Origin of the sequence: Rhodococcus sp. ENV425, from assembly GCF_002887785.1 — a bacterium.
GTDB lineage: Bacteria > Actinomycetota > Actinomycetes > Mycobacteriales > Mycobacteriaceae > Rhodococcus > Rhodococcus aetherivorans.
On sequence record NZ_PCZU01000120.1, the window covers coordinates 18233 to 41499 of the forward strand.

Below are 23267 nucleotides of genomic sequence, written 5' to 3' on the forward strand. Positions count from 1 at the left end.
GGGCCCCGCCGAGCGGGCTCGCCTCCAGCCGCGCCGCGCCGCCGTGCAGCGCCGCCTGCTGCGCCACCAGCGCCAGCCCCAGCCCGGAGCCGCCCCTGGCGGCGCCGCTGCCCCGGCGGAACCGCTCGAACACCACGCCGCGCTCGTCGGCGGGCACCCCGCGGCCGTCGTCGTCGACGGTGAGCACGGTGTCGGTGCCGTCGGCGGTGACCGCCAGCCGGATCCGGCGGGCGTGGCCGTGCCGCACCGAGTTGGCCACGGCGTTGTCGACGACGAGCCGCAGTCCGCTCGGCAGCGCCCGGATCTCGCGTCCCGTCTCGCCGACCACCTCGATCTGCACGCCGGGATGCCGGCTCATCGCATCGGCGGCCGCGGCGTCACAGATCTCCACCGGGTCGGTGGGCACGAAGTCCCGGGAGGTGGACAGGTCGCCGCGGGCGAGCCGCTCGAGGTCGTCGAGAGTGGACTCGACGCGGCTCTGCGTCCGGGTGAGGTCGGCGAGGATCTGGGTGCGCTCCTCGACGCTCAGGACGTCGCCGGTCGCGTCCAGGGTGGAGAGCACCTCGAGGTCGGTGCGCATGGCGGTCAGCGGGGTCCGCAGCTCGTGGGCGGCGGCAGCCGCGAAGTCCCGCGCCGTGGCGAGGGCGGCGTCGGTGGCGGCCTGGGCGCGGGCGACGTCGCTGAGCATGTCGCCGGCCGCGGCGGCGAGCTCGTCGGCCTCGCGGATGCCGGAGCGACGCGGCGCGAGCGTCGGTTCGCGGGCCACGATCCGGCGCGTGAGGTCCACCAGGGGACGCACGGCCCGCCCGCCGAACACCCAGCCGAGGGCCGTGGCGACCGCGACGGCGATCGCACCGGCGACGGCGAGCTGACGGTGCTGCTCGGTCGTGATGTCCTGCGCCTCGGCGTAGGGCACGGCGACGGACAGGAGCGAGGGCACCCGGTCGGTCGGCGCGGTGTACGTCCGGTAGGCGGTGCCGCCGAGGTCGACGGTGTGGGCGCCGGGGGAGAGGACCGGCAGTTCGGTCGGGGTGCTGCTGAGCAACCGCCCGGACTCGGTGCGGATGGTGACGGCGAAGGCGCCGGCGTCGCCCAGGGCGGGCAGGAACAGACCGGCGGTGCCGGCGTTGGCGACCAGCACCTGTGTCGCCGTCTCGAGGCGGCGGTCGAGCTGCGCGAGGTTGTTCCGGGTGATCGCCAGCGCGACGAGCACGCCCAGGACCGCGACGACGAGCGTGGTGCCGAGCGCCGTGGCCGCGGCGACCCGTGCACGCAGCGAGAAACGGTGTGTCACGCCTGATCCCGCAACACGAAGCCCACCCCGCGCACGGTGTGCACCAGCCGTGGCCGCCCGCCGGCCTCGAGCTTGCGGCGCAGGTAGCCGACGAACACGTCGACGACGTTGGTGTCTGCGTCGAAGTCGTAGCCCCACACCAGGGTCAGCAGGCGGTCGCGGCTCAGGACGATGCCCGCGTTGCGGGCGAGCACCTCGAGCAGTTCGAACTCGCGCTTGGTCAGCTCCACGTCGCTGCCGTCGATGCGCGCCCGGCGGCCCGCGGTGTCGAGTTCGAGCCCGCCGACCCGGACGACGGAGCCGGCGCCGGGAGCGCCCGGCACGCTGCGCCGCAGCATCGCCCGGATCCGCGCGACGAGCTCGGCGAGCACGAACGGCTTCGTCAGGTAGTCGTCGGCGCCGCACTCGAGCCCGGCGATGCGGTCGTCGACGGTGCTGCGCGCGCTGAGCACGCAGATCGGGATGTCGTGACCGCCGGCGCGCAGGGCGGTGACCACGCCGGTGCCGTCGAGGACCGGCATGTTCATGTCGAGCACCATCGCATCGGGGCGGTGCCGGGCGACGACGTCGAGCGCCTGGGTGCCGCTCGCGGCGGTGAGCACGTCGAACCCCGACAGGCGCAGCCCGCGCTGCAGGGAGGCGAGGACGTCCTCGTCGTCGTCGACGACGAGGACGGTGGCTGGCTCGGTCACCCCTGCATTGTGCCCGCGCCGAGCATGCCGAGGACGAGCTCGACGTAGTTGCCCGCGAGCGTGTCGACGTCGATACGGCCCGGCTGGTACCAGCGAGCGACGTCGATGCCGAGGGACAGGATCGCGAGGGCGGTGGTCGGCACGTCGCGGACGGTGAACACCCCGGCCGCGATGCCGTTCTCGATCTCGGCACGGATCACGGCGTCGGTGTCGCGGCGGATCGCGGCGATCGTCCGGTAGTGCTCCGGGGTGAGGGCGTGCAGTTCGTACTGCGCCACCCGGCAGACGGTGTGGTGCACGGCGTGGGTGCGCACGAAGCCGTCCACGATCGCGCGCATCCGGTCGGCCGGCTCGGTGGCGGAGGCGGCCGCGGCGACGACGGCGTCGAGGACGTGCTGGTGCCCGATGCGGCTGGCCTCGAACAGCACCTCCTCCTTGGACTTGAAGTGCACGTACAGTGCGGCCGGGCTCAGGCCTGCGCCGACGGAGATGTCACGGGTGGTGGTGGCGTGGTAGCCGCGACGGGCGAAGGACTCCACGGCCGAGCCGATGAGACGACGCGCGACGTCGGATTCGACCTCGGTGAAGATGCCGGTGAGGTCGTCCCGGTCGGTGATGGGCGTGTCGATCATGCTGGGGTCTCTCCGTCGCCGTGCTGGTCCGTTGACATCATGCACCGTCGTTGCTGTACTAAGTGAGCGCTTAGTGAATCTGTGGCCGCTGAGTGAATCCGTGGCACTGTGAAAGGAACCTCCATGCCCGCTCCCGTCCTGTCCCGGCGTGACCTCGACTTCCTGCTCTACGAGTGGCTGAACGTCGAGTCCCTCACCGCGCGGACGCGGTTCGCCGAGCACTCACGGGAGACGTTCGACGCCGTCCTCGACCTCAGTGCGGACATGGCCACCAAGCACTTCGCGCCGCACAACAAGAAGGCGGATGCCCAGGAGCCGCGGATCGGCGACGACGGCAAGGTCGAGATCATCCCCGAGGTCAAGGCGGCGCTGGAGCTGTTCGCCAAGGCCGGGCTCATCGGGTCCTCGTTCGACGAGGAACTCGGCGGCATGCAGCTGCCGGTCACCGTGCTGCGTGCGGCGATGGCCTGGTTCCAGGCCGCGAACGCCGGCACCTCGTCCTACCCGTTCCTCACCGTCGGCAACGCGAACCTCATCGCCACCCACGGCAGCGAGGAGCAGATCGCCACGTATGTGCCGTCCCTGCTCGAGGGCCGGTTCTTCGGGACCATGTGCCTGTCCGAGCCGCAGGCCGGATCGTCGCTGGCGGACATCACCACCAAGGCCGTGCCGCAGGACGACGGCAGCTACCGGCTCACCGGCACCAAGATGTGGATCTCCGGCGGCGACCACGAGCTGTCCGAGAACATTGTTCATCTCGTGCTGGCGAAGATTCCCGGTGGTCCGGCGGGGGTCAAGGGCATCTCGCTGTTCATCGTCCCGAAGATCCTCGTCGGCGGGGACGGGCAGCTCGGCGAGCGCAACGACGTCGCCCTCGTCGGTCTCAACCACAAGATGGGCAACCGCGGCACCACCAACACGCTGCTGAACTTCGGCGACGGCACCTTCACCCCCGGCGGTCGCGCCGGCGCCGTCGGCTACCTGCTCGGCGAGCCGCACAAGGGCCTGGCGTACATGTTCCACATGATGAACGAGGCCCGCATCGGCGTCGGGTTCCTCGCCACGTCGCTCGGCTACGCCGGCTACCTGCAGTCCCTCGAGTACGCCCGCACCCGCACCCAGGGCCGCCCCCTCGGGGACAAGGACCCGTCGTCGCCGCCCGTGCCGCTGATCGAGCATGCCGACGTGCGCCGGATGCTGCTCGCGCAGAAGGCCTACGTCGAGGGCGCGCTGGCGCTGGGGCTGTACTGCTCGACGCTCGTCGACGAGCAGCAGACCGCCGAGGACGAGGAGGCCCGCACCCGCGCCGGGCTGCTGCTCGACATGCTCACCCCCGTCGCGAAGTCCTGGCCGTCGCAGTGGTGCCTCGAGGCGAACAGCCTGGCGATCCAGGTGCACGGGGGCTACGGCTACACCCGCGAATTCGACGTCGAGCAGTTCTACCGGGACAACCGCCTCAACCCCATTCACGAGGGTACGCACGGCATCCAGGGGCTGGACCTGCTCGGGCGCAAGGTGGTCATGCAGGGCGGGGCGGGGCTGGCGCTGCTCGGCGAGACGATCGGGCGGACCGTCGCGCGGGCCGTCGATGCCGGGGGCGACGCGGCCCGCTACGCCGGGCAGCTGCAGGCGGCGGTGACGCGTGTCGCGGCGACCACCGCACGGCTGTGGTCGACCGGCGATCCCGAGGTGGCGCTGGCGAATTCGTCGGTCTACCTCGAGGCCGTCGGGCATGTGATCGTCGCGTGGATGTGGCTCGAACAGCTCCTCGCGGCCGGGACCCGGGAGGGCGGCTTCTACGACGGCAAGCGTGCCGCCGCCCGGTACTTCTTCGCGTTCGAACTGCCGAAGACGGGTCCGCAGTTCGACCTGCTCGACAGCCTGGACCGGACCACGCTCGACACCGATCCCGCCTGGCTCTAGGCGGCTGCGCCGCCGGTGTGTCCTTTGGGCGGTCAGGGCCGCCCAAAGGGCACACCGGACGCGAAGCGGCACACCGTGACGCCGCTGTCGAAGGTCTTCGTCTCGAGCCGGGTGAAGCGGTGCGGCTCGAACCCGCGGCGGAACAACGGGATTCCGTCGCCGACGACGATCGGGTTCACCTTCAGCACCAGTTCGTCGATCTCGGGCAACAGCGCCCCGGCGAGCGAGCCCCCGCCGCACAGCCAGATTCCCAGTCCCTCCTGGCGTTTGAGGTCGCGGACGTACTCGAGCGGATCGGTGGCCACGAGCGTGACCGTCTCGTCCGGCGCCTGGGTCATCGTCGTCGTGAACACGTACTGCCGCAGGTGCGGGTACGCGCTCGTCAGCCCGGCGTCGCGGGCGGGCTCCCACGTGCGCCGGCCCATCACGACAGCGTCGAAGTGCTTCGGTGGTCCCTCGATTCCGAGGGGTCCGCGGGCGTGGACCGGAAACGTCTCCGGAAACTCCCGCAGGAGGTATCCCATGTGGTCGCCCTCGACCGGGAAGAAGTCGAACCCGCCGGCCGGGTCGGCGACGAAGCCGTCGAGCGTGGTCGCGACGTAGTAGGTCAGTTTTCGCACGAAGGGCTCCTCGGATCGTCGACTACAACACCTGTGGGGGTCAAACTACAACAGGTGTTGTAGTCGATGCTAGAGTTTTTTCATGGCAGCGAATCCGGAGCGCCGAGCACAGCTCGCGGATGCCGGCCTGCGCGTGCTCGGCGCGGACGGCGCCCGCAAGCTGACCCACCGCGCCGTCGACCGGGAGGCAGGAGTGCCCCTGGGCACCTGCGCGAACTACTTTCCGACGCGGGACGAATTGCTCGGCGCCCTCGGTGCGCGCATCTTCGAGCGGCTCGCCCCCGATCCGGACCGGCTCCAGGCGCTCGCCGGCCGGACCCCGAGCGTCGACCTCTACATCGACTACATGCGATACCTCGTCGAGCGCACCACCGCCCAGCCGGACCTGACCGTCGCCCTGATGGAACTGCGCCTCGAGTCCCGCAGAAGCCCGGGACTCGCCGAGGTGCTCGGCGCGACGCTCTCCCGCAACTACCGGCTCGACGTCGAATTCAACGACGCCGCACAGTTACCCGCCACCGCGCTCGAGGTCGCCCTGCTGCACTACGCGATCGACGGGCTGCTGCTGGACCTGCTCACCACCTCGATCGGTGCCGACGCCACACCCGACGAACTCGTCACCGAACTCGTCACCCGGCTGCTCGGCCGGGCGGGCACCGGCCCGCTCAGCTCGCCGCGCGGTCCGCGAGCAGAGTGAGCGCGTGAAAGACCGTCTCGGCCAGCACGTCCTCGGGCTCGCCCGGGAAGAACTTCTCCTCGGCGTGCGTCGGCCCGCGGCCGGCCACGGCGAACCACACCGTGCCCGGCTCCTGCCCGTCCTGGCTGTCCGGGCCGCCCGCCCCGGTCACCGCCACCGCGAGGTCGGCGCCGAGCAGTTCGACCGTCGACTCGGCCATGGCGCGCGCCGCCGCCTCGCAGACCACCGGGCCCTCCGGCACCCGCAGCAGCGAGTGCTTCACGGCCCGGGAATAGGCGACGATGCCGCCCCGGAACCACCCTGCGCTGCCCGGCGCGGCGCCCAGCCGGGCGGCCAGGGCGCCGGAGGTGAGCGACTCCGCGCACGCGACGGTCAGATCGCGGTCGGCGGCGAGCTCGCCGATCCGCTCGGCCGTCGCGCTGGACCGTGCGGATCCTTCGGGAACGTCGTCGGGCATGGGGAACTCCTTCCGCCGGATGCTGTCCGGACTCTACCGGCCGGCGTGTCGCCGCCGGCGGCAACGGGTAGCCCGCAACCATGAACCCCGAAACCTCCGGCGCGGCGCCGGGCGACGGCGTCACCATGGGCGTGGAGGAGGAATTCCTCCTCGTCGACCCGGCGACGGGTCACCCCGCGCCGGGGTTCGACGCGGTGTGCGGCCGGCTTCCGGGGGTACCCGGGGTGACGTTCGTCGGCGAACTGCACCCGACCCAGATCGAGGCCGTGGGCGGGGTGTGCCGGACCCTCGCGGAGCTGCGGACCCGGCTGACCTCGTCCCGCTCCGCCCTCGACGCCGCAGCCCGCCTATGCGGGCTGCGGGTCGCCGCCGTCGGGGTCCCCGAGTCCGACGCCGGACCCGGCACCCTCGTCGCGGCGGGTCGGCGGGCCGCCATCGCCGAGCGGTACCGCGCGCTGGTCGACGACTACCACGCCTGCGGCTGCCACGTGCACGTCGGCGTCGCCGACCGCGACACCGCGGCCGCCGTGGTGAACCATCTGACCCTGTGGCTGCCCACGCTCGTCGCGCTCGGCGCCAACTCCCCGCGGCACGGCGGCCGCGACACGGGCTACGCGAGCTGGCGCATCGTGCAGCAGAGCCGGTTTCCCGGCTTCGGTCTGCCCCCGTACCTGCGTTCGGCGCAGCACGCCGCCGCTCTCGTCGCCCGCCTGGTCGACGCCGGGGTGCTGCTCGACTCCCGGATGACGTTCTGGCTCGCCCGGCCGTCGGTCCACGTGCCAACGGTGGAAATCCGCGCGGCCGACACCGCCCCAACGGTCGACGGCACGGTCCTGCAGGCGGCCCTGGGCCGGGGCCTGGTCGGCGCCGCTCTCGACGATCTGCGCCGTGGCGTCGAGGTGCGGCCGGTCGAGCCGGACCTCGGTGCGGCGGCGGTGTGGAGCGCCGCCCGGTACGGTCTCGACGGCCCGGCGGTGGACGTGCACACCGGCACCCGGATCCCGGCCCGGGACATGCTCGCCCGCCTGCTGGACCGCGTCGCGCCGACGCTGCGGGCCCACGGCGATCTCGGCGTGGTGCAGAAGCTCCTGGCGGGGCCCCGCCCCGTCACCGCTCCCCGCGTATCCACCGGGTGAGGACCGTGCCGTCGTCGTCGGCGAGGACGTGGGCGGGCCGCATCGACGTCACCGCCGTCTGCGGGGCGGTGGCGATGCGTCCCTCCGGACCTGCGGCGAGCAGCGGCGCCAGCGTGAGGCACAGGTCGTCGACCACGCCGTCGGCGATCAGCTGACCGAACAGCCGCGGCCCGCCCTCGCACAGCGCGCGGGTCCAGCCCGCCGCGACCAGCGCGTCGCGCACCGCGTGCCCGTCGATCGAATGCTCGGCGATCACCCGCACGTCCGCGCCGGCGGCGGCGAGAGAGCGACGACGGGTCCCGGGCGCGGTCTCGCACGTGAGGACGACCGGCGCGACGGTGGTGTCGGTGAACAACCGGCACCCGGGGTCCAGGTGGCATGTGGCGGTGACGACCGCGACGGGCGGCACCTCGCTCAGGCCCGCCTCGAGGCGCCGCTCCCGCAGCGCCGCGCTGGTGCGGGCACCGCCGTAGTTCTCGCCGCGTGCCGTGCCCGCGCCCACGACGATCACGTCGGCCAGGCCCCGCAGCAGCCCGAACACCTTCTTGTCCGACGGTGTGCCGAGCCCACCCGAGCGGCCCTCCACGGCGACGGCCCCGTCGAGGGAGGAGACGAAGTTGACCCGGACCCACGGCGACCGCAGATCGGCCGGATACGCGTAGAGGGCCCGCAGTTCGTCGTCGTCGAGCGGACGGGCCGGGCAGGTCGGATCGTCGAGGCGCCGCATCGCTCGATCACACCACGCGTCGCGGCGCCGTGGGGAATCAGGGCGCGTGCCCGGCGTCGAGGTCACGGACGTCGCCGTGCCGGATCACGTCGTTCAGTTCGCCGTGGCACTCCCCGCCGTCCGGGTCGAGCAGGAATCCGACGTGGTCGCCCAGCGCGGCCCGGCCGACGACGCGTCCGCTGAACCACGCCGGGACGCCGTCGAGGACGGGCAGGCCGTGCGGCCCGTCGTGCCACGCGCATCGCGAGAACTTGTCCACCTCGTCCCCGTCTCGCCGCCGAACAGGCGCGCCAGGGGGAGTTGGTCCCGTCCCAGTACGTGGACGGCGAGATGCTCGGCGGCGGTGGCCACCCGGAAGGTGCGGTTCGAGGTGGACAGCCCCACCAGGAACCGGGGTGGGTCGATGCTGGCCTGGGTGGCGAACCCCACCAGGCACCCGGTGCGCTCCTCGAGGACCCGGGTGGTGACGACGAACACCGGTTGATCCAGGCGGCCGACGATCGAATGGAACACCGTGTGTGCACTCGTCATGCCTTCATTCCTACGCCGCTCGGCCTCCCGTTCCGGCCGGTCGCGGCGTTTGGTCCCCACCGTGTACGGGTAATCGCGGCAACATGACGGCCAAACACGGCGACCCCGACGTGGCGGAGGACTTCCCGCGACCGGACGATTCTCGCAAACCCGACTCGCCGACCGACCTGACGAAACCGTCGTGGAAGTTCGTGCTGCGCAAGACCGCTCGCGAGTTCAGTCATGATCAGTGCACCGACCTCGCCGCCGCGCTGACGTACTACGCCGTGCTGTCCCTGTTTCCGGCGCTGCTCGTCGTCGTGTCCCTGCTCGGCGTGTTCGGCCAGGGCCAGAGCACCGTGGACGCGGTGATGCAGATCGTCGAGGATCTCGGCCCGGCCACCGCCGTGGACACGCTCCGCGGCCCGGTCGAACAACTCGTGCAGGCGCCGGCGGCCGGGTTCGCGCTCGTCGTCGGTATCGCCGGTGCGCTGTGGTCGGCGTCGGGTTACGTCGGCGCGTTCGGCCGCGCCATGAACCGCATCTACGAGGTCGACGAGGGACGCCCCATCTGGAAGCTGCGGCCGTGGATGCTGCTCATCACCGCCCTCGCGCTGATCGCGATGGGCGCGACGGCCCTCATGCTCGTCGTGAGCGGTCCCGTGGCCCGGGCGATGGGGGACGTGATCGGGCTCGGCGAGACTGCGGTGACGGTCTGGAACATCGCGAAGTGGCCCGTGATCCTGATCCTGGTGATCATGATCGTCGCCGTGCTGTACTACGCGACGCCGAACGTGACGCAGCCGAAGTTCCGCTGGATCAGTGCGGGTGCCGCCATCGCGATCCTCGCGTGGATCGTGGCGTCGGTCGCGTTCGCGTTCTACGTCTCCAACTTCGGCAGTTACAACGAGACCTACGGCTCCCTCGCCGGCGCGATCGTGTTTCTCCTGTGGTTGTGGATCACCAACCTCGCGCTGCTGTTCGGCGCGGAGTTCGACGCCGAGCTCGAGCGGGGACGTCAGCTGCAGGCCGGCATCGAGGCGGAGGAGACGCTGCAGCTGCCGCCGCGGGACACCCGCAACATCGAGAAGAACGAGGAGAAGCGGCAAGAGGACATCGACCGCGGCCGTGAACTCCGCCTTGCGCACACCGCGTCGGCCCGCGAGGGCGCCGACGACGATGCGGAGGGCGACAGATCGGACCGAGACGTCGCACCACACCGAAAGGACTCGACGATGACCGCGTCCCCCGGCGGCACGCACAGTGCCACGGACCCCAGCGAACTGTCCACCGCGCAACTGATCGAGCGGCTCACCACCCAGGTGCCGACCCTGGTGCGCACCGAGGTCACCCACGCCCTCGACGAGGTGAAGGCCAAGGGCACCCGGATGGGCGTCGGCGTCGGCATCGCCGGTGCCGGGCTGATGCTGATCTACCTCGGCGTCGGCGCCCTCATCGCGACCGCGATCCTGGGGCTCGCCACCGTGCTCTCCCCGTGGCTGGCCGCGCTGATCGTCTCGTTGATCGTCCTGGCTGTCGGCGGCACCCTGGCCGCCGTCGGCAGGTCGCGGGCCAAGAACTCGGCCCCACCGGTACCCAGCGAGACGGCGGAGAGTATCCGCAAGGACGTGAACACCGTGAAGGAGCATGTGCGATGACCGGTCCCGACCCCGCACGCAACACCGAGGCCGCCGACGCGGTGCCCAGCGTCGAGCAGCAACGCGCCGAGCTCGCCGAGACGGTGGAGGCCCTCGCCCACAAGGTCGACGTCCCGGCCCGCGCGAAGTCGGCCGCCCAGGAGAAGGTGCACGAAGTCCAGGTGAAAGCGCAGGAACGTCCCCAGATCGTCGCGGCCGTCGTCGGCGGCATCGTCGCGGCCCTCGTCGTGGGCCGGGTGGCGCGCCGCCGCGGCAAGCGCAACGGCAAGCGCAAGGTGGTGCGCCGCCGCCGCAAGCACTGAGCGGGAGGTCTCCTTATCGAGAGGGAGGTTGTTGCGGCATCGCCCGAAAGGGCTCCGCAACAACCTCCCTCTCGACGTTGCGAGCGGCGAGCTATCCGCGCAGTTGCTGCTCGAGCGCCTCGAGCACCGACGGGTCCTCGATCGTCGACGGCACGGTGTACTGCTCGTGGTCGGCGATCTGCCGCATCGTCTTGCGGAGGATCTTGCCGGAGCGGGTCTTCGGCAGCGCCTGCACCACGGTCACGTCACGGAATGTGGCGACCGCGCCGATCTGCTCGCGCACCATCGCCACGAGTTCCTGCCGCAGCGTCTCCGGGTCGATCTCGACGCCGGACTTGAGCACCACGTAACCGGACGGCCGCTGGCCCTTGAGCTCGTCGCGGATGCCGACGACCGCGCACTCGGCGACGGCCGGGTGCGACGCCACCACGGCCTCCATGCTTCCGGTCGAAAGCCGATGGCCGGCAACGTTGATGACGTCGTCGGACCGGCCGAGGACGAACACGTAGCCGTCCTCGTCGACGTAGCCGGAATCGCCGGTGAGGTAGTAGCCCGGGAAGGTCTCCAGGTACGACCGCCGGTAGCGGTCCTCGTCCTGCCACAGCCCGGTCAGGGTGCCCGGGGGCAGCGGCAGAGCGATCACGATGTTGCCCTCGGTGCCGGCTTCGACGGGCTTGCCCTCGGCATCGACGATGTCGACGCGGTAGCCCGGTACCGGCACGGTGGGCGAGCCCGCCTTGATCGGCATGGGGTCCAGGCCGCGCAGGTTCGCGGCGATCGCCCAGCCGGTCTCGGTCTGCCACCAGTGGTCGACGACGGGCCGGTCGAGTACCTTCGTCGCCCACTCGTAGGTGTCCGGGTCGAGCCGCTCGCCCGCGGCGAAGAGCGTACGGAGGGAGGAGATGTCGTAGTTCTCCAGCTCCTTCGCCTCGGGGTCGGCCTTGCGGACGGCGCGGATCGCGGTGGGCGCGGTGAACAACGCGACGACGCTGTTCTCGTTGATGATCCGCCAGAACGCGCCGGCATCCGGTGTGCCCACCGGCTTGCCCTCGTACATGACGGTGGTCGCGCCGATCAGCAGCGGGCCGTAGACGATGTAGGAGTGGCCGACGACCCAGCCCACGTCGGACGCGGTCCACCACACGTCGCCGGGGGAGATGTCGTAGATGTTGCGCATCGACCAGGTCAGCGCCACCGCGTGCCCGCCGTTGTCGCGCACCACGCCCTTCGGCTTCCCCGTGGTGCCGGAGGTGTAGAGGATGTACAGCGGGTCGGTGGCCGCGACGGTGACCGGCCCGGCCGGGTCCGCGTCGGCGGTGAGCTCGTCCCAGTCGAACCACGTGGCGACGGAGGCCTTGTAGTCGGCGGCCGAGCCCGGGATCATCTCCCGGTTCTTGACGATCACGGTGTGCGGCGGGGTCTGCGACAGTGACAGTGCCTGCTCGACCATGGGCAGGTACTCGACGGTGCGGCCCGGCTCGAGGCCGCCGGAGGCGGTGACGAGCAGCACCGGCCGGGCGTCGTCGATGCGGGTGGCGAGTTCCTTGGCGGCGAAACCGCCGAACACCACCGAGTGCACGGCGCCGATGCGGGCACACGCGAGCATCGCGATCGCGGCCTCCGGGATCATCGGCATGTAGATCACGACGCGGTCGCCGGCGACGACGCCCTGATCGCGCAGCACCCCGGCGAAGGCCGCGACCTCGTCCAGCAGCTCGGCGTAGGTGTAGGTGCGCTTGGCGGGGACCATCGCCGAATCCCAGATCAGGGCGGGCCGGTCGCCGTGTCCGGCCTGCACGTGCCGGTCGAGGGCGTTGAAGCTGGTGTTGAGCGTGCCGTCGGGGAACCAGCGGAACGAAGGGGCCTGCGAGCCGTCGAGGGCGCGCGTCGGCGTGTTCACCCAGTCCACGGCGCGGGCCGCCTCGAGCCAGAACCCCTCGGGGTCCTCCACGCTCTGCCGGAAGGCCTCCGCGTACGAGCTCATCGATTCGCATCCTCTCTGACCACAGCCTGTGACGCTGACCACCCTATTCGAGAGCCCCCGGGGTGAGGCACTGCCCGTTCGGCCGGTGCGCCGGGCGGCGCCTCGGCGTCGGTGAGCGGGCACGCGACTACCGGGGCAGCCCCAGCTTCCGATAGCGCTCGAGCCGCCGCCGGTATCGCAGCGTCGGGTCCTGGCCGACGAGCACGCCGAGTTCGCGGGCGACGGCGGCACCGACACGCTTGGCGAACTCGGTGGGCTCCTCCGCGGCATCGGGGAACTCGGGGATCACACCGTCGACGACACCGTCGCGCAGCAGGTCGCGGGAGCGGATGCCCTGAGCCGCCGCCATCTGCGGGGCGTGGGTGGTGTCGCGGTGCACGATCGCGCTGGCGCCCTCGGGCGGCAGCGGGGCGAGCCAGCCGTTCTGCGCGCACAGCACCCGGTCGGCGGGCAGCAGCGCCAGCGCGCCACCGCCGGTGCCCTGCCCGAGGAGCACCGACACCGTGGGCGTCGGCAGGGTCACCAGGTCGGCCAGGCAGCGGGCGATCTCCGGTGCGAGTCCGCGTTCCTCGGCCTCCTTGGACAGCGAGGCGCCGAGCGTGTCGATCACCAGCACGAGGGGAAGGCGGAGTTCGTCGGCCAGCCGCATCGCGCGCCGCGCCTCGCGCAGCGCGCCCGGACCCATCGTCCGCGCTGCGGACTGCCCGCTGCGGTCCTGGCCGAACAGCACGCACGACGCGCCGCGGAACCGGGCGAGCGAGACCAGCACGGTGCGGTCGGACTCGCCCTGCCCGGTGCCGGACAGCGGGACCTGCGCGGCCGCGGCATGCCGCAGCAACTGCCGGATGCCGGGACGCTCCATCCGGCGGGAGAGCATTACCGACTGCCACGCCGGCACGTCGGGCACGTCGTCGGCGGAGGTGACCGCGGGACCTGCGGACGCATCGATGACCGTCGGCTCGGTGAGCACGCGGAGCATCCGGTGCACGAGCTGTCGGACCCCGGCGAGCGGCACCACCCCGTCGATCACGCCCTTCTGGGACAGGTTCTCGGCGGTCTGCACGCCCTCCGGGAAGGCCTCGTGGTAGAGCGCCTGGTAGACGCGGGGGCCGAGAAAGCCGACGAGGGCGCCGGGTTCGGCGGCGGTGACGTGCCCGAGCGAACCCCACGACGCGAACACCCCGCCGGTGGTGGGGTTGCGCAGGTACACCAGATAGCCGAGGTGCGCGGCCTTGTGAGCGGTGACGGCCGCCGCGATCTTGACCATCTGCACGAACGCGAGGGTGCCCTCCTGCATCCGGGTGCCGCCGGACGTGGGGGAGGCCAGCAGCGGCAGCTGCTCGCGGGTGGCGCGTTCCACGGCGAGGACGATGCGCTCGGCCGCGGCCACCCCGATCGACCCGGCGAGAAAAGCGAACTCGCAGGCGATCACCGCGACGTGCCGGCCGTGCACGGTTCCGACGCCGGTGATCACGGACTCGTCGACGCCGGACTTCGCCGCCGCGGCCTCGAGCTCGGCGCGGTACTGCTCGTCGGGGTGCACGTCGACGGGGGCGGTGTCCCAGGAGTGGAAGCTGCCCGCATCGAGCACGCTGTCGATGAACTCCTGCGCCGAGATCCTGAGGGCCATGGCACGACCCTAGCCGTGCGTCCTTCGGGCCCCTCCAGGCTCCCGAAGGAGGCACCGGCGCCTACCGGCCGATCGCCTCCTTCCAGGTGACCACGCGGCCGATGCGCAGGATGGACCGGCGGTAGATCCGCGCCCCGACCACGCTCAGGGCGCCGGTCACGAGCAGCATCAGCACGATCGTGCCGACGATCTGCAGCGGGGTCGCCACGCCGGAGGCGATGCGCAGCGGCATCAGGATCGCCGAGAACGGCGGGATCCAGCTCAGCACGGTGCTCCACGTCGACTCGGGGTCGTCCACGGACGAGAAGGCCGCGAAGAACATCGCGACGATGAGCACCATCAGCGGGGACGCGGTGGCGTTCACGTCCTCCTGGCGCGACACCATCGAGCCGGCCGCGGCGTAGAGGACCGCGAAGAACGCGAACCCGAGGACGAACCAGCCCAGTGTGCCGGCGAGCGTGCCCAGGGCCGCGCCGGTGACGGTGAGTGTGCCGGTGGCGAGACCGGCCCCCACCCCGGCCACCCCGTATGCGGTGAGCTGCAGCAGACCCACCGCACCGATGCCGAGGATCTTGCCCCACAGCAACTGCAGCGGGCGCAGCGTCGACAGCAGCAGCTCCACCACGCGCGACGACTTCTCCTCGACCACGCCCATCGCCACGTACATCCCGAACATCATGATCTGCATGTAGAGCAACACGACCGCCGCGATCGCCAGGGTGGTGCGCTGCGCCTGCTCCGGGTCCGGCGGGTCGAGGGCCTCGACGGTCACGGTGGCGCGGGCGGTGTCCGCCGCCAGCGCGGACGGGTCGACGCCGCGCGCGGTGAGGGCCTCGACCTGCGCCTGCTGCGCGACGGCCGTGTCGATCGTCGCGCGCAGGGCCGGATCGATCTCCGATTCGGCGACGGCGGTGACGGAACCCGCCGGGCCCGGGACCAGCGCGACGTCGAGCTCGCCGTCGCGTACCCGGTCGCGGCCGGTGCCGGCGTCCGGGATCTCCGTGACGTCGACCGGGCTGCCCGTGGCTTCTCCGACGGCGGTGACGGCGGCGCCGAGGGCCGGGTCGCCGACGACGCCGACGGTGGCGGGTTCGTCGTCGCCGGAGAACAGCGACACGGCGACGATGCCGCCGACGATCGCGAGCAGGATGATCGCGTTGCTGATCAGGAAGCTCTTCTTGCGGATCTGGGTGAGGAACTCACGGCGGGCCACCAGCGCGACGGCGCGGGCGGGACTCAACGGGGCGCTCACGCGGCGACCACCTCTCGGAACAGGTCGGTCAATGTCGGCCGACGAACGGAGAACTCGTGCACCGGGCCGGTGGCGAGCGCGGCCCGGAGGATCTGCTGGTCGTCGGCGCCGTTGCCGAGGACGAGGACGGTGCGCCCGCCGCCGTGCGCGACGGTGGTGACGCCGGGCAGCCCGGCGGCCCAGCCCTCGGGGGCCTGTGGGGCGTGCACCTCGAGCCGAGCCTCACCGTGGCCGCGCAGTTCGTCGACGGTGCCGACGGCGCGCATCGTTCCCTTGGAAATGATCCCGACACGGTGGCAGAGCCGTTGCACGAGATCGAGCTGGTGGCTCGAGAAGATCACCGGGACACCGGTTTCGGCCTTCTCCATCAGCACGTCGCTCATGACGTCGACGGCGACGGGGTCCAGGCCCGAGAACGGCTCGTCGAGGACCAGCACCCTCGGGTCGTGCACCAGGGCGGCCGCGAGCTGGACCCGCTGCTGGTTACCGAGGGAGAGCGCGTCGACGGCGTCGTCCACCCGCTCGGCGATGCCCAGCCGGCTCGTCCAGCGCGTCACGGCGGCATCGGCCTCGGAACGGGAGAGTCCGTGCAGCCGAGCGAGGTACGACAGTTGCGCGCCGACCTGCATCTTGGGGTACAGCCCCCGTTCCTCCGGCATGTACCCGATGGTGCGGCGCACCTGGAGGTCGACGGGCCGGCCGTCGAGCCGGACCTCACCGGAGTCGGCGGCGAGCACCCCGAGGACGATCCGCATGGTGGTGGTCTTCCCGGCGCCGTTGCTGCCGACGAAGCCGAACAGCTCACCGGGCCGCACGTCGAAGGTGACGTCGTCGAGCGCGACGACGTCACCGTATCGTTTCGAGACACTGTTGATCGTGAGCGTCACGTTTCCTCCGTCTTCTCGGGTTGTTCTCTGCGTCAGTCGGTTTCGTCGGGATCGGGGTTGTTCCAGGCGAGGATCATCGCGGGCAGGCAACCGCCGATCAGCGTCGCGGTCAGCGTCATGAGCCCGCCCGCATAGGCCATCCTGGGATGCATGCCGTCGGTCAGCACGCTGCCGACGACGAGGTAGAGCACCGGAATCATCACCAGGGACTGGGTCACGGTCAGGGCGATCGAGCGAGCGCTGTTGCGTTCCTGGATCTCCCGCTCGTCGAGGGCCGCGCGCGGTGCGTCGCCCTGCCGGCCCGAGACGATCTGCAGCGAGATCCAGAGGGGGAAGAACGCCAGGCACGCCGGCAGCCACAGCAGTGGTCCCCGTTCGAAGAAGTGGCACAGCACGCCCACGGTGAACATGAGAACGAACGTCGCGGCGAGGGCCACGACCAGGATTCGGCGGCGTCGACGAGTGCGCCAGCGCGGCAACATGTTCCGGAACTTTTCTTCGTTCCTCAGGAAGCGCCGGGTGCGGAAGGCCTCGTACCGTTCGAGGAGGGTGGCGTCGTGCACGGGCATCTCGGTCACTGTGCGTCACGTCCTTCGGTTGCGGTGCGGATCCGGTACACCTCGGTGGACAGCGGCCCGAACTCGGTGCGGGAGAACACGGCCTCGACCGGGAGGCCGAAGACGTCGCAGATGCGGAAGGCGAGGTCGAGGCTCGGGTAGTGGTCGCCACGCTCGAGGGCGCCGACGGTCTGGGGATTGACCTCGACGAGCTGCGCGAGCTGCGCGCGGCTCATCCCGCGTTCCGCGCGCAGGACGCGGATGCGGTTGTGGATCGGCAGGGTTTCCCCCCGACGTACCGGACTCATACAACGAAGTATTGTAAAAACCCAACGAACGGTCAAGCGGTGTCGACGCGTCCGCGCGGCAGGCAGCACCCCGGCGCGCCGCCGAAAGACCCGCGGGAGTCCTACTCGAGCAGCCCGCGGAGCCGGTCGAGCTCGCGCCGGTCCCGCTTGGTGGGCCGGCCCGTGCCGCGGTCGCGGCGGGGAATCGAGGCGAGGATCTCCTTGGGTGGGGGAGGGGGACTGTGGTCCTCGTACGCCTGGGCGGCGACCGGCGCCCCCACCCGCTTGGCCAGCAGCTGCGTCACCCGCACGATCCGTTCCGCCCCGGCCACGCGCACCCGCACCTCGTCGCCGACCTTCACGGGCTGCGACGGCTTCGCGGGGGCGTCGTTGACCCGCACGTGCCCGCCGCGGCACGCGGCCGCGGCGGCGGACCGCGTCTTGAACAGGCGCACCGCCCAGGTCCAGCTGTCCACCCGGACGCTGCCCGCCGTCATGCCGGCTCCTCCGTCAGCCGCCCCCCGTCGAGGTGCCACCGGCGGGTCGAACGGGTGTTGGCGAGCATCCGGCGATCGTGGGTGACCAGCAGCAGCGTGCCCTCGAAGCTGTCGACGGCCTGCTCGAGCTGCTCGATCGCGGGCAGGTCCAGGTGGTTCGTCGGTTCGTCGAGCACCAGCAGGTTCACCCCGCGGGCCTGCAGCAGGGCCAGTCCGGCCCGGGTGCGTTCGCCCGGTGACAGCGACGACGCGGACCGCAGCACGTGGTGGCCCCTGAGCCCGAACTTGGCGAGCAGCGTCCGCACCTCCGCGTCCGGCCAATCCGGCACCTGCGCGGCGAAGGCGTCCACGAGCGGCTCGTCGCCCTCGAACAGCGCACGTGCCTGGTCGATCTCGCCGATCCTCACGCCCGACCCGAGGGCCGCGGTGCCGGTGTCGGGCCGGATCCGGCCCAGCAGCAGGCGCAGCAGCGTCGTCTTCCCGGCGCCGTTCGGGCCGGTGACGACGATCCGGTCGCCCCACTGCACCTGCGTCGTGACGGGGCCGAGCACGAAGTCGCCGCGGTCGACGCGTGCGCCGTTCAGGGTGGCCACCACCGCACCGCTGCGCGGCGCCGCCGCGATCGACATGCGCAGCTCCCACTCCTTGCGCGGCTCCTCGACGACGTCGAGCCGCTCGATGCGGCGCTGCGTCTGCCGCGCCTTCGCCGCCTGCTTCTCGGTGGCCTCGGCGCGGAACTTCTTGCCGAGCTTGTCGTTGTCCTTGGACTTGCGGCGGGCGTTGCGGACCCCGTGCTCGAGCCAGTTGCGCTGCATCCGGGCGCGATCCTCGAGCTCCTGCTTGGTGTCCGCGTACTCCTCGTAGGTCTCGCGGGCGTGCCGCCGAGCCACCTCGCGTTCGACGAGGTACGCCTCGTAACCGCCGTCGTACACGGCGATCTGTTGCTGCGTCAGATCCAGTTCGACGATCCCGGTGACCGTGCGGGCCAGGAACTCGCGGTCGTGGCTGATCACCATCAGCGGGGTGCGGGTCTCGGCGACGAATCGCTCGAGCTGATCGAGGCCGGCCAGATCGAGGTCGTTCGTGGGTTCGTCGAGCAGCAGCACGTCGTACCGGGACAGCAGCAGGGCCGCCAGCCCGGCCCGCGCCGCCTGTCCCCCGGAGAGCCCCGTCATGGGCGCGTCCAGCCCGACCTCGAGGCCCAGGTCGGCGACGACCTTCTCGGCGCGTTCGGCGAGATCCGCGCCGCCGAGCGCGAGCCACCGTTCCAGGGCGGGGGTGTAGTCGTCGACGTCGGTGGTCCCCAGCGCCTCGGCCGCGGCGTTCATCGCGTGCTCGGCGTCGGTGACACCGGTCCGTCGGCCGAGGAAGCCGAGGATCGTCTCGCCCGGGACGCGCTCGGGTTCCTGGGCGAGATACCCGACGGTGGCGTCGGGCGGGCTGAGGACGACCGTGCCGGTGACGTCGGCGGTGCCGACCCCGGCGAGCGTCGTGAGCAGGGTGGACTTGCCTGCGCCGTTGGCGCCGACCAGGCCGATCACGTCGCCGGGCGCGACGGTCAGGCTCAGGTCGGTGAACAGGGTGCGTTCGCCCCGGGAGGCGGACAGGCCGCTGATGCGCAGTGTTGCAGTCACCTCTCGATTATCCCCACGCGCGTCGCGGGGTTTCCGGATGGTGGGATGCGGGGAACACCGGGCGGCCGGAACGGGTTGGGCCGATCATGACCGTTCCCACGATCACCCTCAACGACGGCAACACCATTCCGCAGCTCGGCTTCGGCCTGTGGCAGGTCGAGGACGAGCAGAGCTACGACGCGGTGACCGAGGCGCTGCGGGTGGGCTACCGCAGCATCGACACCGCGGCCCTCTACGGCAACGAGGCCGGCACCGGCCGCGCGCTGCGCGACTCGGGCGTCCCCCGCGACGAGCTGTTCGTCACCACCAAGCTGTGGAACAGCGACCAGGGCTACGACTCGGCGCTGCGCGCCTTCGACACGAGCCTGGGCAGGCTCGGCCTCGACTACGTCGACCTGTACCTGATCCACTGGCCGGCGCCGGCCCAGGACCGCTACATCGATACCTTCCGCGCCTTCCAGAAGATCAAGGCGGAGGGCCGCGCCCGCTCGATCGGCGTCTCCAACTTCCGGATCGAGGATCTCGACCGGCTGATCGACGCCGTCGGCGAGGTCCCGGCCGTCAACCAGATCGAGCTGCATCCGCGGTTCAACCAGGCCGAGCTGCGGGCGTATCACACCGGCAAGGGCATCGCCACCGAGGCCTGGAGCCCCCTCGGCCAGGGCACCGTGCTCGAGGACCCGACGCTGACGTCGATCGCGCAGGCGCACGGCCGCACCGTCGCGCAGGTGATCCTGCGCTGGCACATCCAGCTCGGCACCATCGTCATCCCGAAGTCCGTCACGCCCGAGCGCATCGCGAGCAACTTCGACGTCTTCGGTTTCGAGCTGACCGCGGACGACCTCGACCGCATCCGCGGGCTGCACGACGACGGCGGCCGCATCGGCGGCGATCCCGCCACGTTCTCCTGATCCGCGGGGCCGGGGCGGTGGCCGAATGTGACACGCGTTCGATCTGATCGACGCAGTGTGACATTCGGCCCGCGCGGGCGATGAGTTCTCCCGGTCCGACCGGTCCGTATCGATACGGGCTCCGGCCGGAGCCGGGAGAGGAGTCGTCGTGAGCACACCTGTCACCACCACCGTCGATGCCCGCTTCGGGGACGAAGGGGAGCCGCCCCTGCCGTGGACCGACACGGAGGAGCTTCTCGAGTCCGCGCAGCTGTACTGGCTCAGCACGGTCCGGCGCGACGGCGTACCGCATGTGACACCGCTGATCGGACTGTGGCACGCGGGCGGATTCGTCTTCTGCACGGGCCCGGGCGAGCAGAAGACGCACAACCTCCGGCACAACGATGCGGTGGCTGTCACCACGGGCGTCGCGACGTGGGCGGCCGGCACGGACGTCGTGGTCGAGGGGCGGGCCCGGCGCGTCACCGACGGCGACGCGCTGCGCGACGTCGCCGAGGCGTACTACGTCAAGTACGGCCAGCAGTGGCGGTTCGAGGTCCACGGCGACGCCGTCGGGCCGGTGGACGACCCGGGCTGGGTCTTCCGCGTCGAGCCGAGCAAGGTGCTCGTCTTCGCCAAGGGGCCGTTCGGGCAGACCACGCACCGGTTCGCCTGACCGCCCGTGCCGACGGCCCGTTCCCGGCCGGATGTCACATTGCTTCGATCCGATCGAACGCATGTCACATTCGGCCACACAGCCGCGCGAGCATCGCGCCGGTCGCCTGTCAGCGGGGCGGGCCGGCGTCCAGCGTGAGCGTGGCGGTGCGTCGCTGCCCGGCGGCGTCGAGCCAGCCGATCTCCACGCTGTCGCCCGGCCGTCGCGCCATCAGCATTTCCTCGAGGTCCGCCGTGGACGAGACCGGGCGCCGGTCGAACGCGACGATGACGTCGCCGATCTCGAGGTCGGTGCCTGCGGCCGGGGTGCCGTAGCCGACCCACAGCACTTCGGCGCCGGTCTCCTGGCCAACGGTCCGGTCGGTGGTGACGCTCACGCCGAGCAGCGGGGTCGGGCCGACGTGCACCGTCCCGGCGCTCGTGCCGGTACGGACCTGGTCCACCACGTCGAGGGCGATCCCGATGGGCACCGCGTACGCCTCGGGTGGGTCGGGGACGACGGCCGGATCCGGTTCCAGGGCCCCGGCGGTGTTCACCCCCACGACGGTGCCGAACGCGTCGACGAGCGGACCCCCGGAGTCCCCGGGCCGGATCGCCGCGTCGACCTGCAGCATTCCGCTGAGCCGGCGCAGGGATCCGTCCATCGAATCGCGCACCGACACCGTCTTGTCGACGGCGACGACCGTGCCGGGCGCAGGCACGACGACCCCGCCGCCGTCCGCATTGCCGAAGGCGGTCACCGGCGCTCCCGGTTGCGGAAGGGGGCTCTCGGTGACGGCCGCGACCGGCAGGCCGGCGGCGGAGCCGAGTTGCAGTACGGCGATGTCGAGGGTGGTGTCGTAGCCGAGCACCGCGACGTCGTAACTCGCACCCGTGTGGGGGCTGACCGCGCTGATGTCGGTGGCGCCGGTGACGACGTGGTGGTTCGTGAGCACCGTGCCGTCGGCGGTGAGGACGATGCCGGTGCCCGAGATGCCGCGCCAGCCGCGGTTGGCGGAGAGGGTGACGACGGCCGGCGTGATCCGTGCCGCCACCTCCTCGGTGGTAGGCACGACGGGCGGGGCGGGTGCCGGGGGTGGCGGCGGCAGCACGACGATCTCGACCGTCGCCGGCGCGGTGAGCACCAGTCCGGCGGACACCATCGCCAGGACGGCGCCGATGCGGCGGATCACGGCCCCGGCGCGGTGGCCGCGAGATGGTCGACGAGTTCGCGGGCGGCGGCGCGACCGGCGCGGTTCGCGCCGATGGTCGACGCCGACGGCCCGTACCCGACGAGGTGGACCCGCGGGTCCGCGGCGACCTGCGTCGCCAGCTTCCCCGTCATGGTGATGCCGCCGCCGGGATTGCGCAGGCCGAGGGGCGCGAGATGGTCGAGGGAACTGCGGAAACCGGTGCACCACAGGATGACATCGACATCGAGCGTGGTGCCGTCGGGCCACCGGACGCCGGTCTCGGTGATCTCGTCGAACATCGGGAGGCGGTCGAGTGCGCCGCGTTCGCGGGCCGCACGGATAGCGGGCGTGACCGGCAGTCCGGTCACCGACACCACCGACCCGGGCGGCAGGCCCCGCCGTACCCGGTCCTCGACCAGCGCGACGGCGGCCCGGCCGAGTTCCGGGGTGAAATCCTCGTTGCGCCAGGCGGGTTCGCGGCGGGTCACCCAGGTGGTTTCGGTGACGCGGGAGATCTCGTCGAGCAGCTGCACCGCCGAGATGCCGCCGCCGACGACGAGGACGTGGCGGCCGGTGAACTCGTCGGCGCTGCGGTAGTCCCGGGTGTGCAGCTGGCGTCCGCGGAAGCGGGTAGCGCCCGGGTACCAGGGCACGAAGGGGTGTTCCCACGTGCCGGTGGCGTTGACCAGTCCGCGGGCGGAATACACGCCGCGGTCGGTCTCCACGCGCAGTCGCTCGCCGCGGGCGCACACCACGCCGACCTGAACGGGGCGGTGCACCGGCAGGTGGAAGCGGGCCTCGTAGGCGCGGTAGTACTCGGGAACCGCGGCGGCCGCCGGCACCTGCCCGGCGGTGGTGTCGACCGCTTCGGAGAACGGCCACCCCGGCAGGTCGTGTACTCCGTTGACGGTGCTCAGCGTCAACGACGGCCACCGCTCCTGCCAGGCGCCGCCGGGGCCGAACGACCGGTCCAGCACGACGAACCCGGACTCCGGTTCGACGCCGAACCGCTGCAGGAAGTAGGCGGTGGACAGCCCGGCCTGGCCCGCGCCGATCACCACGACGTCGACGGGGGTCGCCGGTGCGTCCGTCGTCATCACCGCCCTCCCTTCCGTGGGTCCGCACCCATGAGGCCCCGGCGTCCCCGTCGCCGC

At 71.8% G+C, this 23267-nt stretch carries 23 protein-coding genes and 1 pseudogene; 7 read left to right on the plus strand and 17 right to left on the minus strand.

Going from position 1 to position 23267, the window contains the following annotated elements; genetic code table 11:
* The 3 genes from CQZ88_RS09315 to CQZ88_RS09325 form a co-directional block, all read right to left on the minus strand.
* The coding region (locus CQZ88_RS09315) for a sensor histidine kinase KdpD (RefSeq protein ID WP_102799651.1) at positions 1–1294 on the minus strand (1294 nt) is incomplete at its 3' end.
* A complete protein-coding gene (locus tag CQZ88_RS09320) occupies positions 1291–1986 on the minus strand; it encodes a response regulator transcription factor (protein ID WP_102799636.1) in 696 nt (231 codons plus the stop codon). The genes CQZ88_RS09315 and CQZ88_RS09320, both read right to left, overlap by 4 nt.
* Positions 1983–2618 carry a TetR/AcrR family transcriptional regulator gene (locus CQZ88_RS09325; protein WP_006936086.1) on the minus strand — a complete coding sequence of 212 codons (636 nt, stop codon included), beginning with the start codon at positions 2616–2618 and terminating at the stop codon, positions 1983–1985. Before CQZ88_RS09325 ends, CQZ88_RS09320 begins: the two co-directional genes overlap by 4 nt.
* Positions 2619–2741: 123 nt before the next feature.
* Between CQZ88_RS09325 and CQZ88_RS09330 the strand changes: the two genes are divergently transcribed.
* Complete coding sequence (locus tag CQZ88_RS09330; protein ID WP_029541844.1) at positions 2742–4541, plus strand: acyl-CoA dehydrogenase; 1800 nt, start codon at positions 2742–2744, stop codon at positions 4539–4541.
* A gap of 32 nt (positions 4542–4573) precedes the next feature.
* Here the strand turns inward: CQZ88_RS09330 and CQZ88_RS09335 are convergent, their stop codons facing one another.
* A complete protein-coding gene (locus CQZ88_RS09335; RefSeq protein WP_006936084.1) occupies positions 4574–5161 on the minus strand; it encodes a dihydrofolate reductase family protein in 588 nt (195 codons plus the stop codon).
* A gap of 82 nt (positions 5162–5243) precedes the next feature.
* On the opposite strand from CQZ88_RS09335, the gene CQZ88_RS09340 reads away from it, so the two are divergent.
* Complete coding sequence (locus CQZ88_RS09340) at positions 5244–5858, plus strand: TetR/AcrR family transcriptional regulator (RefSeq protein ID WP_102799637.1); 615 nt, start codon at positions 5244–5246, stop codon at positions 5856–5858.
* On the opposite strand, the gene CQZ88_RS09345 is transcribed toward CQZ88_RS09340, so the two are convergent.
* Positions 5827–6315: a CinA family protein gene (locus CQZ88_RS09345; protein ID WP_006936080.1), complete on the minus strand. Its 489-nt coding sequence runs from the start codon at positions 6313–6315 to the stop codon at positions 5827–5829. The genes CQZ88_RS09340 and CQZ88_RS09345 overlap by 32 nt on opposite strands.
* An 80-nt stretch (positions 6316–6395) precedes the next feature.
* Between CQZ88_RS09345 and CQZ88_RS09350 the strand changes: the two genes are divergently transcribed.
* On the plus strand, positions 6396–7451 hold the full coding sequence (locus CQZ88_RS09350) for a YbdK family carboxylate-amine ligase (protein ID WP_102799638.1): 1056 nt from the start codon (positions 6396–6398) through the stop codon (positions 7449–7451).
* On the opposite strand, the gene CQZ88_RS09355 is transcribed toward CQZ88_RS09350, so the two are convergent.
* Positions 7423–8178 carry a pyrimidine reductase family protein gene (locus CQZ88_RS09355; protein WP_102799639.1) on the minus strand — a complete coding sequence of 252 codons (756 nt, stop codon included), beginning with the start codon at positions 8176–8178 and terminating at the stop codon, positions 7423–7425. The two genes, CQZ88_RS09350 and CQZ88_RS09355, sit on opposite strands and share 29 nt — an antisense overlap.
* A gap of 37 nt (positions 8179–8215) precedes the next feature.
* Positions 8216–8709: pseudogene (locus tag CQZ88_RS09360) on the minus strand (flavin reductase family protein).
* Between the two features lie 83 nt (positions 8710–8792).
* Between CQZ88_RS09360 and CQZ88_RS09365 the strand changes: the two are divergent.
* Both CQZ88_RS09365 and CQZ88_RS09370 read left to right on the plus strand, forming a co-directional pair.
* Positions 8793–10346, plus strand: coding sequence for a YhjD/YihY/BrkB family envelope integrity protein (locus CQZ88_RS09365; RefSeq protein WP_006936072.1), 1554 nt, complete (start codon positions 8793–8795; stop codon positions 10344–10346).
* Positions 10343–10648 carry a DUF3618 domain-containing protein gene (locus CQZ88_RS09370; protein WP_006936071.1) on the plus strand — a complete coding sequence of 102 codons (306 nt, stop codon included), beginning with the start codon at positions 10343–10345 and terminating at the stop codon, positions 10646–10648. The genes CQZ88_RS09365 and CQZ88_RS09370 overlap by 4 nt, the downstream gene beginning before the upstream one ends.
* 91 nt (positions 10649–10739) lie before the next feature.
* Here CQZ88_RS09370 and CQZ88_RS09375 read toward each other — a convergent pair whose 3' ends face one another.
* From CQZ88_RS09375 to CQZ88_RS09410, 8 genes are all read right to left on the minus strand, one after another.
* Positions 10740–12632, minus strand: a complete 1893-nt coding sequence (locus CQZ88_RS09375) for a propionyl-CoA synthetase (protein WP_006936070.1) — start codon at positions 12630–12632, stop codon at positions 10740–10742.
* Positions 12633–12759: 127 nt separating this feature from the next.
* Positions 12760–14262, minus strand: coding sequence for a carboxyl transferase domain-containing protein (locus CQZ88_RS09380; protein ID WP_006936069.1), 1503 nt, complete (start codon positions 14260–14262; stop codon positions 12760–12762).
* A 61-nt stretch (positions 14263–14323) separates the two neighbouring features.
* Positions 14324–15514, minus strand: coding sequence for an ABC transporter permease (locus CQZ88_RS09385; protein ID WP_006936068.1), 1191 nt, complete (start codon positions 15512–15514; stop codon positions 14324–14326).
* Positions 15511–16401, minus strand: coding sequence for an ABC transporter ATP-binding protein (locus CQZ88_RS09390; protein WP_006936067.1), 891 nt, complete (start codon positions 16399–16401; stop codon positions 15511–15513). Before CQZ88_RS09390 ends, CQZ88_RS09385 begins: the two co-directional genes overlap by 4 nt.
* Positions 16402–16433: 32 nt before the next feature.
* The gene (locus CQZ88_RS09395) at positions 16434–16979 is read right to left on the minus strand and encodes a hypothetical protein (protein WP_006936065.1); all 546 of its coding nucleotides are present in this window, start codon (positions 16977–16979) and stop codon (positions 16434–16436) included.
* Positions 16976–17266, minus strand: a complete 291-nt coding sequence (locus CQZ88_RS09400) for a helix-turn-helix transcriptional regulator (RefSeq protein WP_029541869.1) — start codon at positions 17264–17266, stop codon at positions 16976–16978. Before CQZ88_RS09400 ends, CQZ88_RS09395 begins: the two co-directional genes overlap by 4 nt.
* A gap of 101 nt (positions 17267–17367) precedes the next feature.
* Positions 17368–17742, minus strand: coding sequence for an RNA-binding S4 domain-containing protein (locus tag CQZ88_RS09405; RefSeq protein WP_006936062.1), 375 nt, complete (start codon positions 17740–17742; stop codon positions 17368–17370).
* Complete coding sequence (locus CQZ88_RS09410) at positions 17739–19376, minus strand: ABC-F family ATP-binding cassette domain-containing protein (RefSeq protein WP_006936060.1); 1638 nt, start codon at positions 19374–19376, stop codon at positions 17739–17741. Before CQZ88_RS09410 ends, CQZ88_RS09405 begins: the two co-directional genes overlap by 4 nt.
* An 86-nt stretch (positions 19377–19462) precedes the next feature.
* Between CQZ88_RS09410 and CQZ88_RS09415 the strand changes: the two genes are divergently transcribed.
* Positions 19463–20287: an aldo/keto reductase gene (locus CQZ88_RS09415; protein WP_102799640.1), complete on the plus strand. Its 825-nt coding sequence runs from the start codon at positions 19463–19465 to the stop codon at positions 20285–20287.
* Between the two features lie 148 nt (positions 20288–20435).
* Positions 20436–20942 carry a pyridoxamine 5'-phosphate oxidase family protein gene (locus CQZ88_RS09420; RefSeq protein WP_006936055.1) on the plus strand — a complete coding sequence of 169 codons (507 nt, stop codon included), beginning with the start codon at positions 20436–20438 and terminating at the stop codon, positions 20940–20942.
* Between the two features lie 109 nt (positions 20943–21051).
* On the opposite strand, the gene CQZ88_RS09425 is transcribed toward CQZ88_RS09420, so the two are convergent.
* Entirely contained in the window at positions 21052–22113 is a 1062-nt protein-coding gene (locus tag CQZ88_RS09425) for a S1C family serine protease (protein ID WP_102799641.1), read from the minus strand.
* The gene (locus CQZ88_RS09430; protein ID WP_102799642.1) at positions 22110–23210 is read right to left on the minus strand and encodes an NAD(P)-binding domain-containing protein; all 1101 of its coding nucleotides are present in this window, start codon (positions 23208–23210) and stop codon (positions 22110–22112) included. Before CQZ88_RS09430 ends, CQZ88_RS09425 begins: the two co-directional genes overlap by 4 nt.
* Between the last annotated feature and the right edge of the window lie 57 nt (positions 23211–23267).

What these genes read in the sequence shown, in the direction of transcription:
- CQZ88_RS09325 (WP_006936086.1), bottom strand. Translation starts at nt 2,618, where the DNA reads ATGATCGACACGCCCATCACCGACCGGGACGACCTCACCGGCATCTTC.
- CQZ88_RS09330 (WP_029541844.1), top strand. Translation starts at nt 2,742, where the DNA reads ATGCCCGCTCCCGTCCTGTCCCGGCGTGACCTCGACTTCCTGCTCTAC.
- CQZ88_RS09340 (WP_102799637.1), top strand. Translation starts at nt 5,244, where the DNA reads ATGGCAGCGAATCCGGAGCGCCGAGCACAGCTCGCGGATGCCGGCCTG.
- CQZ88_RS09345 (WP_006936080.1), bottom strand. Translation starts at nt 6,315, where the DNA reads ATGCCCGACGACGTTCCCGAAGGATCCGCACGGTCCAGCGCGACGGCC.
- CQZ88_RS09350 (WP_102799638.1), top strand. Translation starts at nt 6,396, where the DNA reads ATGAACCCCGAAACCTCCGGCGCGGCGCCGGGCGACGGCGTCACCATG.
- CQZ88_RS09355 (WP_102799639.1), bottom strand. Translation starts at nt 8,178, where the DNA reads ATGCGGCGCCTCGACGATCCGACCTGCCCGGCCCGTCCGCTCGACGAC.
- CQZ88_RS09365 (WP_006936072.1), top strand. Translation starts at nt 8,793, where the DNA reads ATGACGGCCAAACACGGCGACCCCGACGTGGCGGAGGACTTCCCGCGA.
- CQZ88_RS09370 (WP_006936071.1), top strand. Translation starts at nt 10,343, where the DNA reads ATGACCGGTCCCGACCCCGCACGCAACACCGAGGCCGCCGACGCGGTG.
- CQZ88_RS09375 (WP_006936070.1), bottom strand. Translation starts at nt 12,632, where the DNA reads ATGAGCTCGTACGCGGAGGCCTTCCGGCAGAGCGTGGAGGACCCCGAG.
- CQZ88_RS09380 (WP_006936069.1), bottom strand. Translation starts at nt 14,262, where the DNA reads ATGGCCCTCAGGATCTCGGCGCAGGAGTTCATCGACAGCGTGCTCGAT.
- CQZ88_RS09400 (WP_029541869.1), bottom strand. Translation starts at nt 17,266, where the DNA reads ATGAGTCCGGTACGTCGGGGGGAAACCCTGCCGATCCACAACCGCATC.
- CQZ88_RS09405 (WP_006936062.1), bottom strand. Translation starts at nt 17,742, where the DNA reads ATGACGGCGGGCAGCGTCCGGGTGGACAGCTGGACCTGGGCGGTGCGC.
- CQZ88_RS09415 (WP_102799640.1), top strand. Translation starts at nt 19,463, where the DNA reads ATGACCGTTCCCACGATCACCCTCAACGACGGCAACACCATTCCGCAG.
- CQZ88_RS09430 (WP_102799642.1), bottom strand. Translation starts at nt 23,210, where the DNA reads ATGACGACGGACGCACCGGCGACCCCCGTCGACGTCGTGGTGATCGGC.